This is a genomic window from Serratia sp. LS-1 (genome assembly GCF_003719595.1).
GTDB lineage: Bacteria > Pseudomonadota > Gammaproteobacteria > Enterobacterales > Enterobacteriaceae > Serratia > Serratia ureilytica.
On the sequence record NZ_CP033504.1, the window covers coordinates 1,267,576 to 1,281,121 of the forward strand.

The 13,546-nt window shown below is 57.7% G+C and carries 9 protein-coding genes, 1 tRNA gene and 2 pseudogenes; 9 read left to right on the forward strand and 3 right to left on the reverse strand.

Translation table 11 applies throughout. The features are described from left to right. The first annotated feature begins 137 nt into the window (after positions 1-137). The 8 genes from EDY99_RS06150 to EDY99_RS06185 all read left to right on the forward strand — a co-directional run bounded on the left by EDY99_RS06150 (position 138) and on the right by EDY99_RS06185 (position 9,585). Positions 138-213 (forward strand) — tRNA-Gly (locus EDY99_RS06150). Between the two features lie 227 nt (positions 214-440). After that, on the forward strand, positions 441-2,279 hold the full coding sequence (locus EDY99_RS06155) for an integrase arm-type DNA-binding domain-containing protein (protein ID WP_089194527.1): 1,839 nt from the start codon (positions 441-443) through the stop codon (positions 2,277-2,279). Between the two features lie 178 nt (positions 2,280-2,457). Then, complete coding sequence (locus EDY99_RS06160; protein WP_089194528.1) at positions 2,458-3,114, forward strand: response regulator transcription factor; 657 nt, start codon at positions 2,458-2,460, stop codon at positions 3,112-3,114. 411 nt (positions 3,115-3,525) lie between these two features. Next, positions 3,526-6,186, forward strand: coding sequence for a hypothetical protein (locus EDY99_RS06165; RefSeq protein ID WP_123061574.1), 2,661 nt, complete (start codon positions 3,526-3,528; stop codon positions 6,184-6,186). Positions 6,187-6,294: 108 nt separating this feature from the next. After that, on the forward strand, positions 6,295-7,707 hold the full coding sequence (locus EDY99_RS06170) for a hypothetical protein (protein WP_123061575.1): 1,413 nt from the start codon (positions 6,295-6,297) through the stop codon (positions 7,705-7,707). A gap of 691 nt (positions 7,708-8,398) precedes the next feature. Further along, positions 8,399-8,665 carry a type II toxin-antitoxin system Phd/YefM family antitoxin gene (locus EDY99_RS06175; RefSeq protein WP_164489263.1) on the forward strand — a complete coding sequence of 89 codons (267 nt, stop codon included), beginning with the start codon at positions 8,399-8,401 and terminating at the stop codon, positions 8,663-8,665. Beyond that, positions 8,662-9,072, forward strand: coding sequence for a type II toxin-antitoxin system VapC family toxin (locus EDY99_RS06180; protein WP_164489264.1), 411 nt, complete (start codon positions 8,662-8,664; stop codon positions 9,070-9,072). The genes EDY99_RS06175 and EDY99_RS06180 overlap by 4 nt, the downstream gene beginning before the upstream one ends. A 27-nt stretch (positions 9,073-9,099) precedes the next feature. Beyond that, positions 9,100-9,585 carry a DUF3742 family protein gene (locus tag EDY99_RS06185; protein WP_123061578.1) on the forward strand — a complete coding sequence of 162 codons (486 nt, stop codon included), beginning with the start codon at positions 9,100-9,102 and terminating at the stop codon, positions 9,583-9,585. 54 nt (positions 9,586-9,639) lie between these two features. On the opposite strand, the pseudogene EDY99_RS24775 reads toward EDY99_RS06185, so the two are convergent. Both EDY99_RS24775 and EDY99_RS06190 read right to left on the reverse strand, forming a co-directional pair. Further along, positions 9,640-9,798 (reverse strand): annotated as a pseudogene (locus EDY99_RS24775) (IS3 family transposase); the annotation flags it as partial. Positions 9,799-9,967: 169 nt separating this feature from the next. After that, complete coding sequence (locus tag EDY99_RS06190) at positions 9,968-10,282, reverse strand: NIPSNAP family protein (protein ID WP_123062162.1); 315 nt, start codon at positions 10,280-10,282, stop codon at positions 9,968-9,970. 1,010 nt (positions 10,283-11,292) lie between these two features. On the opposite strand from EDY99_RS06190, the gene EDY99_RS24945 reads away from it, so the two are divergent. Then, on the forward strand, positions 11,293-11,541 hold the full coding sequence (locus tag EDY99_RS24945) for an H-NS histone family protein (protein ID WP_089194534.1): 249 nt from the start codon (positions 11,293-11,295) through the stop codon (positions 11,539-11,541). On the opposite strand, the pseudogene EDY99_RS06200 reads toward EDY99_RS24945, so the two are convergent. Next, positions 11,519-13,162 (reverse strand): annotated as a pseudogene (locus EDY99_RS06200) (conjugative transfer ATPase); the annotation flags it as partial. The gene EDY99_RS24945 and the pseudogene EDY99_RS06200 sit on opposite strands and share 23 nt — an antisense overlap. Positions 13,163-13,546 lie beyond the last annotated feature (384 nt).

The window sequence follows — 13,546 nt, forward strand, 5'->3', positions numbered from 1 at the left end:
CGCTGCAAAAAGCGGCAAACGATCGTGGTGGGCCAACAATTTTATTGACTCATCACGTCAGGTAAGTAGAATGCATCGCATCAGACGACAACGATGAATTGCAAAAGATAGCAAAGAAATCAGTCAGTTCTGGTAATGCGGGAATAGCTCAGTTGGTAGAGCGCAACCTTGCCAAGGTTGAGGTCGCGAGTTCGAGCCTCGTTTCCCGCTCCAAATTTTGATCTGCAGAGTTCCACTGAGTTCTGTAAGTCATTGATTAAAGGAGCGAAAGCTCCTTTTTTCATTCCAGCGAATTCCACTGGAATCCAGCACCAGCCAGCACTTTTTAGTCCATTTTTTAGTCCATCAATACGGACGAGTGCTGGAGCGCATTGTTGCTGGTTGGTAGCGGGTGATGTGTTGACCATCTGTTCCTGAATTCAGGTACAGAGGAGTTGAACATGGCACTCTCAGATACAGCCGTCCGGCAAGCAAAGAGCACCGGCAAGGCGTACACCCTAGGCGATACTTGTGGTCTGTCGTTAGCCGTATCGGCCGACGGTGGCAAAAGTTGGCACTTTCGCTACAGCTGGAATAACGCTCAGAAGCGACTCTCGCTTGGGACATATCCCGAAGTCTCTCTCAAAGAAGCCCGCAGCCGGCGCGACGAAGCGCGCGAATTGGTTGCCCGCAGCATCAATCCCCGGAAGCATCGCAACCAAGAGCGACACCTAGCCCTCCTGGCTGAAGAGCACACCTTCCTGAAGGTATTCGAGCAGTGGTTTGAGTTCCGCAAGCTGAGTCTGAAGGCTGGGCGCCAAAGCACTCAAGCGCAGATTCAACGAATCTTCCATCGGGACCTGCTGCCAACTCTTGGTCCACAATCGGTCTACGAGATCAAGCGTGTCGACCTCCTTGAGGTGCTCGCTAAGATTGAGCGGCGTGGTGCGTTGACAACAGCCGAGAAATGCAGAACCTGGCTGTATCAGATGTTCCGCTATGCGCTGGTAAAGGTTCCTGGCCTCGAACTGAGTCCAGCGTCTGACCTGGATGTTGTCGCCGTACCGAAGCCTCCTGTCGTTCACAACCCATTCCTTCGCATGGGTGAATTGCCAGAATTGCTACAGAGTCTCCGCCAGTACAAGGGCAAATTGCAGACCCAGCTCGGGATTCGGCTACTGATCCTGACGGGCGTGCGGACAGGGGAGCTTCGTCTGGCTACGCCTGAGCAGTTCGACCTCGACAACGGACTCTGGATTATCCCGCCGGAAGTCGTCAAACAGTTGCAGGTGGAGATGCGCAAGGATCGCAAGCTTCCCACGGATATCCCTCCCTACATTGTCCCGCTTTCCATGCAGGCGCAAGAAATCGTGCGCTATCTGCTTGAGCAGCGTCGTCCTGCACAGAAGCACTTGCTGGCTCACCGGAGTGAACTTTCCGAGCGGATCAGCGAGAACACGCTGAATTCGGCGCTGCGGCGTATGGGATATGCCCGGTTGCTCACTGGGCATGGAATCCGCGCGACTTTATCAACGGCCCTTAATGAGATCGGCTATCCCAAAGTGTGGGTGGATGCCCAGCTTTCCCACACTGACCCCGATAAGGTCAGCTCTTCCTACAACCATGCCGAGTACGTAGAGCAGCGTCGCCGCATGATGCAAGATTGGGCAGATCGCCTCGACATGTGGGAGCAGGGGCTTTCTGAAGCGGCTAGCATGCACTTGAACCTTACAGTCCAGTTTGACTCGATGCCGCTGGTGACGAACTCAATGGCTGTAGAGCCATCGTCCAGCATGCAATCGGTGGCTCCTGGTGGGCTAGGGGGGGTACTAATCAATCCTGTTCCGGCTGCCGCATCTATCAGGCTGCCGGCCGTGCCTGTTCAGGAAGCGCCTCCGGTGCCAGCAGAGCCAGTGCTTTCCCAATTTCAGCGGGAGCACGCCGAGAAGCTCGAGTTGTATGAGGCATCGCACAATCTGCCAGTCGTTGCGTTCGCCAAGCTTGCGGGCAAGTCCCGAGACCAGGTCAATCGCGACATCAAGGCTGGGCGGCTGCTGACCCTTGCGATGGGTAATCGTGGGCAGAGGATCCCCGATTGGCAGTTGGATCCGTTGTGCCGAGAACTGACATCGCTGGTGCTGTCGAAAGCTCGTAGCGCCGATCCATGGCGTGTCTATCATGTATTGAACACGCCGGTGGATGAACTGGGAGGGAAATGTCCCATTGAGGCTGTTCATGAGTATGGAGTCGAGAAGTTGCTCAGTGAAGCCGGAAAGGTGTTGGAAGAACTGACGGCATAAGTGCTTTGGCCTGACTAACCGGGCAGTGAAGTCCAACAAAAGTTAGGTGAAAGCCGTCACGGCTCGGTTGGTATTTGAGATGTGGATATCGGGGGGCGTCGTTGAAGTTCCCCCCGATAGAATGAACTGGCTGAAGAGAAGACATAAAAGCATCAGAGTTTGAGCCGAGGGAGGAATAATGACACATCGTGTGGTGATTGTTGATGATCATCCTTTGATGAGGATGGCTATACGTGCAGTACTTGAGCGAGAGGGTTATGAGGTCGCCGCTGAATGCCACACCGGCGCAGATTGCGTTCAGGTAGTTCGTAACCTGAAACCGGACTTGATTATTTTGGATTTGGGAATTCCCAAATTGGACGGGTTCTCTGTCATGGGGCGGCTTCGAAATGCAAAATTGCCCGCGAGTATTCTTGTCCTCACTTCTAGTGACGTCCGGAACTACGGAGCGCGTTGCCTGCTCGCCGGAGCATCTGGTTTTATCTGTAAAGATGAAAAGCAGGATGGGTTGGTGGATGCTGTAAAAGCCATTCTGTCCGGATACACCTATTTCCCGCGCGTAGTTGTGGAATTCCTTGCCGAACAAGGCGTGGGTGCCAGGCGCATCCAGGTAGAAAATGAATCCGCAGCGGAACTGTCCAGCCTAACTGATCGTGAGATGACTATCCTGGGCTTGCTGGCAAAAGGTATGAATAATCAGGAAATTGCTGAAATTCTAATGCTCAGCCATAAGACGATTAGCACATACAAAGTTCGACTGATGGGAAAACTCAATCTCCGAAACATGGTGGCTCTTGTGAAGCTCGCGGAGCGCAATGGAATTGCAACCACGTAAAATAAACCGTATTTAATACTGAACCAGTCCTCGCTATCTTGCAGTTGAGGTATTGGCAACCCTGTTCAAGACGAAGTCACTTGCGCAGAGTTACATACTTTGCCTGGGTGGGTGAGGCTGCTTGGCGACAATTGGTCATTCATAAATGTTTGCATTTGAGGCATTTGAGCGGGCTACTTTTTTGTTTTTTATAGATATAATTTGTATATACATCTTTTGTGATGTGCTAGGCGCTTCGCCTTTGACTGCACACCCTCGCAACCGGCTCTTGCACTGGCCGCCGTGACCGCCGCCCTACGGGCGAGCATCACTCGTTCGCACTCAATGCACCAATCGCCAACAACGGCCCCAGGGACTGGACGGAGCCGTTGGCGGGCCCTTTTGCCCAGTTCCAGAACAAAGGACCTACCTATGAACATTCGTTCTCTGCGCATGCCTTTCAGGTATGCGCCGGCAAGCCTTTTTGTCATTGCACTCAGCCTGTTATCCGGCGCCCATGCCGCCGATCAGCAGCCGAAGGCAAAACCTGATACCGCCCAGGTCCAACATGCCCTGCAGGGTCTTGCCATCCCCTTCGAGGCCAACAATGGCCAGTTCGACGAGCGCGTGGCCTTCGTGGGCCGCACCTTCGCGGGGCCGGTATTCGTCACCCGTGAGGGGCAGATTGTCTACAGCTTGCCTGCTACGGAAACAAAAGAAGGCCGGCAAGCCTGGATCCTCACCGAAACCCTGGTGGATGCCAGGGCGCTGAACCCCTACGGCGGCGAGCAGGCTGCCACGCAGGTCAGCCGCTTCACCGGCCCCAAGAGCTACCAGGCCGCCACCTACCGCAACGTGATGTTGGGCCAGGCATGGCCGGGCATCGAGGTGGAGTTGGCCGCGCGCGGCAGCAACGTAGAAAAACTCTTCCATGTGAAGCCCCATGCCGATGTGGATCGCATCCAGGTCAGGCTCGCTGGCGCCGAATCATTGCGCCTGGGCGAAGCCGGCGAGTTGATCGCCACTACCGGCCATGGCGACATCGCCTACACAGCACCGGTGGCCTTCCAGCAGGTCGGTGGCAAGCGCCTCGACGTACCGGTGAAGTACGTGCTCAACGAGGCAGGCGATGGCTACGGCTTTGCGCTGGGCATGTACGACCGCACGCGGCCGCTGGTGATCGATCCGCTGCTGCAGAGTACATACCTGGGTGGGGGCGAGGGGGAGGACGTTATCAATGCCATGGCCATCGACGCCAGGACGGGCGATGTGCTGGTGGCTGGCTATACGAGCTCAGGTGACTTTCCTGGGACGGCCGGCGGGGCGCAGGCGCAGACCATGGGCGGCGCCTACAGCGGCTTTGTGGCACGGCTGTCGGGCGACCTCAAGACCCTGCTGCAAAGTACCTACCTGAATAATCATGGTTCGGGTGCCGGGAACTACTTGGCTTATGCGGGTTTTTATGCGCTGGCCATTGACGAGGCCACGGGCAATGTCGTGGTAGGAGGCGTCACCGGCGGTGCCACCGGCTACCCCGGCACGGCTGGCGGCGCCTTGCCCGAGGGGGGTGACGGCGCGTCCGCGCGCGTGCTGTCCCAATTGTCGGGCGACCTCAAAACCCTGCGGCAGAGCACCTACCTGGGTAGCGGATGGGGTGTTTCTGACGCAGTCTCTGTACTCGCAATCGACCCAGCCAACGGCGACATCGTGGTGAGCGGCATGTTCGACACTGACCCTGTTCCAGGCACCGCTGGCGGCGCCCTGCCGGAACGGCCGAATGCTTCTGGCGGCGACGGCTATCTGGTCCGCCTGTCGGGCGACCTCAAGACACTGCGCCAGGGCACCTATATGGGCGGCATGGTGCGGGCACTGGTTATCGACCCCCGGTCCGGCGACGTGGTGGCAGGCGGACGGGTGTCCGGTGCGGGGCTTGCCGGCGCCAGCGGGGGGGCGCAGCCAGCCCCTGCTAACGATTACGACGGCTATCTGAGCCGGCTGTCGGGCGACCTAAAGACGCTGCGCCAAAGCACCTACCTGGGCGGCAGCGACAGCGGTAGCGTCAGTGCCGGGGTCGAACTGGTCCAGGCCATCACGCTGGATGCCGCCACGGGCGATGTGCTGGCAGCGGGCTACACTGGCGCCACCGACTTTCCCGGCACGGCAGGCGGTGTGCAGGCCGCGCTGGCGGGCAACGTGGATGGCTTCGTGGCCCGCCTGTCGGGCGACCTCAAGTCGCTGCGCCAAGCCACCTACCTGGGCGGCAGTGAGATGAATACCCCATGGGGGGGTGAGCGCGCCAGCAGCCGCATCAACCAAATCTTCCTGGATGCCGCCACGGGCGACCTGCTGGTGGCTGGTGAGACGAATGCCTCCAATTTTCCCGGCATGGCGGGTGGAGCCGGCGGGGGCCTGAATTCGGAAGATGCCTTTCTGGCGCGCCTGTCGGGCGACCTCAAGACACTGCACCAAAGCTCTGCCCTGGGGGGAAGCGGGGCCGATCGTATCAATGCCATGGCCATAGACGCTGCCACGGGTGATGTGGTGCTGGCGGGCCGTACAAGTTCCAACGACTTTCCGGGCACGGCGGGCGGAGCCCAGCCAGCCTACGCTGGAGGGATGGGGTTGATGGCAGAAGGCGATGGTTTCATTGCGCGCCTGACGGGCGACCTCAAGGCTGTCTCGCCGCAGGCCGTCACCTTTCCGCTGCAGACCGGCCGCGACTTCGTGGCGGGTGGCACTTTCGCCATCGACCCGGCAGCCACGGCCAGCTCGGGCCTGCCGGTGAGCTATACCAGCAGCACGCCGGGCGTGTGCACGGTTGCGGGCAGCGTGGTCACCATGGTCAGTGCCGGCACTTGCACAGTGGTGGCCAGCCAGGGCGGCAATGCGCAGTGGGAGCCTGCTGCCGATGTGGCGGCCAACATCGTGCTGGCGCCAGGTAATGGCAACGGTGGTGGCAACGGTAATGGTGGTGGCACCGGCCCGGCGAATGCCACCCCCGTGCCCGCGCTGGGTCCCTTCGGCCTGGCGCTGATGAGCCTGTTGGCGGGTGGCCTGGGCCTGGGCCGACTGCGCCAGCGTGCATCTGCATAGCCTTTCGCGCCCCGCCACCTTCGACGCCATGCCGCAGCAGCGCTCCCTGCGATCGGGCGGGGTGTTGCATGGCCCTTCCTGCCCAGACTATGGACACAAGGAAACACAATGAACTTTCGTTCCTCGCAGTGCATGCTCACAGGCCTTGCCTTGGCCCTGCTGCCAGGCCTGTGGGCCGGCGCAGTGCCCAAGCCTGGCACCGCACAGGTGCAGCAGGCCCTGCAGGGCCTTGCCACCCCCTTCGAGGCCAACAATGGCCAGTTCGATAAGCGCGTGGCCTTCATGGGCCGCACCTTCGCAGGCCCGGTGTACGTTACTCGCACTGGCCGCATCGTCTACAGCATGCCCGGCTGGAGCCTGAGCGAAACCCTGGTGGACGCTCGGGCGCTGAACCCCTACGGTGGCGAGCAGGCTGCCACGCAGGTCAGCCGCTTCACCGGCCCCAAGAGCTACCAGGCCGCCACCTACCGCAACGTGATGCTGGGCCAGGCGTGGCCGGGCATCGAGGTGGAACTGGCAGCCCGTGGCAGCAACGTAGAAAAACTCTTCCATGTGAAGCCTCATGCGGATGTGGATCGTATCCAGGTCAGGCTCGCTGGTGCCGAATCGCTGCGTCTGGGCGAAGCCGGCGAGTTGATCGCCACTACCGGCCATGGCGACATCGCCTACACAGCACCGGTGGCCTTCCAGATGGTGGGAGGCAAGCACCTTGACGTGCCGGTGAAATACGTGCTCAACGAGGCGGGCGACGGCGACGGCTTTGAGCTAGGCATGTACGACCGCACGCGGCCGCTGGTGATCGATCCGCTGCTGCAGAGTACGTACCTGGGCGGTACAGGCACTGATGCCGTCCATGCCATTGCCATCGATGCAGCCTCAGGTGACGTGCTGGTGGGGGGAGAGACTCAGTCTGCTAGCTTCCCGGGTGTTGAAGGTGGTGCCCAGCCCGCCTTTGGCGGCTATAGAGATGCTTTTGTGGCACGCCTGTCGGGCGATCTGACGACTCTGCGGCAAGCCAGCTATCTGGGAGGAGATGGCTATGACTATATTCAGGCCCTTGCCATTGATGCAGACACGGGCGATGTTGTGGTGGGAGGATTCACAAACTCCACCAATTTCCCTGCATCGGCGGGTGGCGCGCAGGCCAGAGGAGGCGGGGGCGATGACGGTTTCGTTGCGCGCATGTCAGGTGATCTGAAAGTGTTGCAACAGAGCAGCTATCTGGGCGGAATTGAGCTGGACCGGGTCTATGCCGTTGCTATCGATGCCGCTACGGGCGACGTGCTGGTGGGCGGGGCTTCCGGCTCCGCCAACTTCCCTGGCGTTCAAGGCGGTGCACAGTCCATTCATGGAGGAGGCGACGATGCCTTTGTGGCGCGTATGTCCGGCGACCTCAAAATACTGCGGCAGAGCAGCTACTTGGGCGGGAATGGTAGCGACCAGATCTACGCTCTTGCCATTGATGCTGCTACAGGTGATGTTCTTGCGGCTGGGCAGGCAGCGGCTTCCCCGGCACGATAGGCGGCGCGCAGCCGATCGGGGGCGGTTCTTTTGATGGATTTGTCGCACGGCTGTCCGGCGATCTACAGACATTGCGGCAAAGCACCTATCTGGGCGGTGGGGGGCTAGAGACTCTCCGCTCCCTAGTGCTTGACGCCGAAACGGGTGACGTGCTGGTGGCTGGGCAGACGACCTCTATCGACTCTGAATCTGCAGGCGCGTCTTAGTGGCCGCAGCCCAATGACTTGCTGACATGGGAGGCGGTCTACCAGCAAGGCCAAGGCGGCCTGGTGCTGAGAGGCGCATGTTGCAATACCCTGGGCTGTCTGCTTGCCAACGAGCAAGGTAGGTACCCTGTATGAGCAACGGCAACACCATGGTCACACGGTAGATGCGCCCTGGATAGTGATGAGCCTGCAGACCGTGAAGCTGCCCGAGGCCAGGAAAGGGGTTGTGCTGTTAGGCGCCGGGTGGTGGAGCGCGGCTTTGGCTGGCTGGCGAGGTTCTGCGAACCCTCGCGGTGCTATGAGCGCCGCAGTGTTGACCGTAACTCAGATGCTGATTTCGGCTGAACGTTCATAACTCGCTCTTGCGTCAGAAATTATCTGCGCTCCATGCAGGTCACTTCTTGGCATCTGCCGGGTAGGCTTGATTTAAGTACTGAAAGCAGTACTATTGTGGCGTATTTTTGTACTGAATGAAGGAGGGCGCTATGAACAACACCCTTACCGTTGCCGAGCTCAAGCGGCGAGGCCTTGCTGCTATCGAGGAAGGTTTGCAGCACGGGCCGATCCATATCCTGAAACGCAACCGGCCAGCCGCTGTAGTGCTGTCGGAGGAGGAGTACCAGCGCCTTACCAGCGGGCGCTCGCCGATCTCGGGTTTGACGGCCATGCAATGGCTGCTGTCCCAAAAGGGTACAGGTACGCGGGACAAGGCTGAAATTGACGCTGCTTCGGCAGAGGAGCGCAACTGGTGATCGCATTTTTCGATGCCAACGCGCTGATCTATCTGCTCGAGGGCAAGGAGCCTTTCGCGAGCCGGGTTCGGGCTGAACTGGCGACGGTGTACCGTGCTCATCCCGATGTTGGCTCTGCAGTGAACCGGCTTTCTTGGCTGGAGTGTCGTGTAGGTCCAATGAAAGCAAACGATGCGGCGATCCTGAACCTGTACGACACTTTCTTTGCCTGGCCAGATCTTGTCTGGCTGGAGTTGAATCGCGATGTGGTCGAACTGGCGGCCGCTATTCGTGTGCGGCACGGGCTGCGCACACCCGATGCGTTACAGGCGGCATGTTGTCTTCAACTGGGGCCTCGGCATGTTTTTTTGACCGGGGATTCCATGTTCCAACGTGTTCAAGGCCTGAACGTGGTGTTGCTCACTTAACGGCGAGGGCGCAAGGAGATTGCCACCATGACCGACGTGAAAAAAATGACGCTTGCTGAGCGCGCTGGCCATAAGCTTGGCCGGTGGGTGAAGCCTCTTGTGCGCCTGGAGGCAGCGATTGTCCAACGTCTGGTAACGGCGGGCATACCATCTGGGTTGGCTCTCACTCTGAAGTGGGCGATACGTTGCGCACTCGCTCTGGCGCTACTCTATTTTGCCCTTATCCCAGCCCTCATCATCTTGGTCTTCTTTTTCTTTCTTACGTTGGGCGGAGGCGAGGCGGAAACAGGGAATGATGATATGGAGGAAATTACCGATTACATGCGAAAGGAAGAAGAAGCATTGAAGCCAAAGTGGCGCGAAGGCCATTCCGGATGGGGGCTGTACTCACACGACGATCAGGCTCTCGATGTCGACAACCGGATGACTATTAGGAGTAGGAGGTCCGTGGTTGTTAGGAAAACGGTATCTATGGTCACTCCCGCTTTGTATTTGAGTGATTCTCATATATGAAGGCAGGAATCCTCGTTCAATTTAGCTGGCTGCCATGACCTTTCGGCGGAGTTCTTACGGCGAGCAATACCTCAATGCACTGTGCGTATAGTGTTCGCTGTAATGCTCGAAGACGATGGCCAGATTGCCAATGGCCGTGTAGGCATCGGACATGGGCATGAAGTCCACGTAATTTCGCTCCATGGTCTTCACTACTCTGTCTGCTATGCCGTTGCCCGAGAGTCATTGGATGGGTATGCCAGGCCGCATCGTATTGTTGAAGTGCTGTCCCATGACTCCCTGTATCACGTCACGCATATCGTTAACCGTGTAGTTTTCTGTGGTGCAGAGCAAGCATTTCTACAAACGAAAGAAAACCGTCATTCTCGTTAGTTCAGAGAAGTCACTCCGCAAACGGCTCGCCCGGTATGAGCACTCGATGGCTGTCGCTGATCATATTGATGATTGCACTGCGAGGGCCTTCGCGCCAGCGAGGATCTGCATAAAAATGCGCGAGTTGCTCTTCCATTTTTGAAATATTCATAAATGAACGCACCAAGTAATATCGCTCGGGGTCGTGGAGAGAGTTGCCAAATCGTAATATGTTCACGCCGCTTTTTCGGTGTAATGGCACACTCTGATTTTTCATGACATCGTGAAATGCTACACCTGTTCCAAGTTTTAACGTATATTGAAGTATTTCGATCACTGTTGACATAATTTTCGTCACCTCGTTGTCCGCGTTCGTCATCATAACCAGATATAAGTCTGCTGATATGATGATGCTGTCTCTGCCAAACCATCACTATACAGCAAAGTTTTTTTCTCTGCATGGGCTAGTTTCTATTAAAAAACTCGGGTGGCATTCATTTAATAATTCATTTGGTGAATCTTGTTTTTTATTTGGTTAAAAACCAATATATGCTCATGCATAAAGATTATCTCTGCCTAGAGGATGCACTTCAAAATGTTAGCCTGAAGTTGGTGTTTTTTGCCTTTTGTGTGTCGTTTGTAAGTTTTATGAGTGCTGGTGTCTTATTGCCTACATAGACTGTGGTTGTTATTGAATTTAATGATAGTTAACTGAAGATTTTTTTACGGAAATAATGAGTGGTAATCATCCGCAATTAATAATGCGGAGTTTATCATAAATAAAATGGATTCAGGGGAAGTTTCATGCAACACACCGACCTATTAATGGCTGGCTGCGGCACATCTAACCTTGCGATGGGGGCGCACTTAAAGAGTGTGCTGAAAACCACAATATCAGATCTTCCCTCATTCCCTCATCACGATATTTTATTTAACGTGTCGGTTTTGCCATTCGATTGACCGGGCTCGAACGTCTCACAGGCGATCTATCCGGCTTCTGTATCAGTACGGTCGACAGGATCGGACGGGGATTGGGCCCAAGCTCTAGGCGATGTCGCCCTTGATAAGATGACCGGTCTGGGGGGATTTTCCTGTCAGTGTAGGGGGCGGGGAACTTCTACGGTTTTCAGCAGAGCTCGCTCAAACCTGCCTAGATGTTGCAATGTAGGTTCGTGGCAACTTTCGTGATAGGAATTGTAAATGGGGAAAGTAGGATGTTCTGGATGTCGTAGAATGAAAAACAGCTAATATTCAAAGAAGTGGAAGCGGACTCTAGAAAATATGACCGTATAGCCTGCAATCTACCGCTTCCAGCTTGGCTAGGTCTATTTCCCAAAGGCAAAACCCCTCATAAATATGGCAACCTATCTCGAACTTAAAGCACAGGCTGAAGCTCTGGCGCAGCAGGCGGAAGAAGCGCGACTTGCTGAGCTGGATGGCATCATTGGCGCCATGCGCGCACAAATCGCCGAATACGGCATCACTGCGGAGCAGTTGTTCGGGCGACGCCGTTCTACTTCATCCGCTAAGGGGACACAGGTCGGAGCCAAGTATCGTGATCCGAAGACTGGGGCGCAATGGAGCGGGCGTGGCAAACGGCCGTGACCTGGTTGAGGATGTTGTTGAGTGTTGCACTCTTGCCCGAGCCGGTAGGGCCGAACAGGAACAGGTGAGCGTTCATCTGCCGGTCGAGCCGGTTCAGCGGATCGAAAGTGATGGTGCCGCCACCGCGGTTGAACATCGTGATACCCGGATGGCCGGTGCCCTGGCTGCGGCCCCAGACGGGTGCCAGGTTGGCGGTGTGCTGGGCGAACATCAGTTGCGTGTACCACTGGCGCTTGTCCTTGGCCGGGTCGAACATGCAGGGAAGCCAGCGCAAGTAGCTGTTCAGCGGCGCGACTTCGTCTTCTTCGCGCACCGGTTGCAGGCCGGCGTTGAGCATGACGTTTGCCAGCTGCAGACCGCGTGCGTCGAGTTCGCTCAGGTCGCGCCCGCGCAGGTAGAACGCCAGTGCTCCACGATAGAGCTTGTGCGAACTGCCGATGATGCTGCGGGCTTCGTGAACGTCTTGCCGGGTCTGCTCGGATGCCAGCGTCTCACCGACTGCTTTCTTGCTCAGGTGGTTGAGGTGGGCCTCGAGCACGTCCTGCGGCGTGGCGATGATCGTCAGGCACATCACCGTGTCCTCGGGCATTTGGTCGAACAGGGCATTGATGGCGTCGCCGCCCTTGCGCGTTTCGCCGGTCAGGTGTCCGATGCCAGGTGGCATGCGCAGCCGGTCCACTGGCATGACCCGGTGCGGCATGCCATCGAAATGCCAGACACCGTTCTCGATGTCGGAATGCGGCTGGCCGAAGAACAGGCGTTGAGAGAAGTCGGTGCCACTGGCCAGCTCAATTTCACCGGGTTCAGATTCTTCTGGGTACGCAGTCAGGGCGTAGAAGCGTTCCCGGTCGGCCGCCGTTGTACCAAGCGTCGTGGGGTTGGGGTTGAACCAACGCAGCAGCCAGTCGTGCACGTCGGCCGCGGCCAGGCGCCGCGCACGCACACCGGCGTTGGTCAGCCCGCCCAGCAGCCGATCGCAGATGACTGTCAGGGCATGCTCGGGGGATTGCCCGCGCCGCTCCGGGGTTGCGGAGGTGCGGCGATAGACCACCATTCGCACGCGTCGCTGCTGCCCACGCCAGGGCAGGCGCGTGACCGTGGTGTCCTCAAACAGCCCACCCGGGGCGGCGATCGCGCGCAAATGGTGGGCGAAGAAGCGTTCGTAGAAATTGCTAAAGGCCGTGTCTCGCGCACGTGGCTGGATGTAGCCGTGCAGCGTCTCCAGATAGCTGTCCCAGTCGGTCTCATCCTGCGCATAAAGTTGCACCACCCAGGGGTTTTCGTCGAGCTCGTCGAAACTGTCCTGCAGCGCGTTTTCGAGACTGTCGCGCACCTGTGCGAGCCAGTGCAGTTCGCGCCCCTCGGTGCCCACCGGGACGAGCTCGAAGAATGCCGCTACGGAGACGCCGTCCTCAAGCAGCAGGCTCTGCGACTGAGGCAGGTATTCGACCCAGGGCAGTATGTCGACAAACGATGGGGCGACGTCGTAGAGCGCCTGTTCGTCATTTAACGTAGCGTGCGGGCATGATCCTGTATTGCCAGGTTCGGGGATCCCCGCCGCGTCCAGCGTTCGAACATGCCTGCTCCAGGCATCTGTCTCTCTGGGTTCTTGGACGCGCATTGGCGCGCGTTGAAAGCGCTGGCGCCAGGTCGTCATAGCGGCCCCCTGGCGAGAACCGGTTGTCCCTTGTCCAGCAAGGGGTGTGGATGGCATAGCTTCACGATGGCAATACCGATGAAATAGGGGTACTGCCCAGTGTCATCAAAGAGCCAGTGTGTGGCAGCCAACAATCCGGGTTGTCTGCTCTCCGGATAGTCTGGGTGATGTGGGCTGGCGAGATGCCGGCCGCCTGTTGAATTCGGCACGTGATCAGGTGCCTGGGTCTAATTCAGCTTTGATGGTGATAGAGTGGTAAATCCTCTCTTAAGAAGCAACAACCGAGATTTATGCCTCTTGAGTGCTATAGCGGTTAACTCTATAATGTTGTGAATTATGGAGCTTACA

Excerpts from the sequence above, each read along its gene's own strand:
- EDY99_RS06155 (WP_089194527.1), top strand. The coding sequence starts at position 441 with ATGGCACTCTCAGATACAGCCGTCCGGCAAGCAAAGAGCACCGGCAAG.
- EDY99_RS06160 (WP_089194528.1), top strand. The coding sequence starts at position 2,458 with ATGACACATCGTGTGGTGATTGTTGATGATCATCCTTTGATGAGGATG.
- EDY99_RS06165 (WP_123061574.1), top strand. The coding sequence starts at position 3,526 with ATGAACATTCGTTCTCTGCGCATGCCTTTCAGGTATGCGCCGGCAAGC.
- EDY99_RS06170 (WP_123061575.1), top strand. The coding sequence starts at position 6,295 with ATGAACTTTCGTTCCTCGCAGTGCATGCTCACAGGCCTTGCCTTGGCC.
- EDY99_RS06175 (WP_164489263.1), top strand. The coding sequence starts at position 8,399 with ATGAACAACACCCTTACCGTTGCCGAGCTCAAGCGGCGAGGCCTTGCT.
- EDY99_RS06185 (WP_123061578.1), top strand. The coding sequence starts at position 9,100 with ATGACCGACGTGAAAAAAATGACGCTTGCTGAGCGCGCTGGCCATAAG.
- EDY99_RS06190 (WP_123062162.1), bottom strand. The coding sequence starts at position 10,282 with ATGTCAACAGTGATCGAAATACTTCAATATACGTTAAAACTTGGAACA.
- EDY99_RS24945 (WP_089194534.1), top strand. The coding sequence starts at position 11,293 with ATGGCAACCTATCTCGAACTTAAAGCACAGGCTGAAGCTCTGGCGCAG.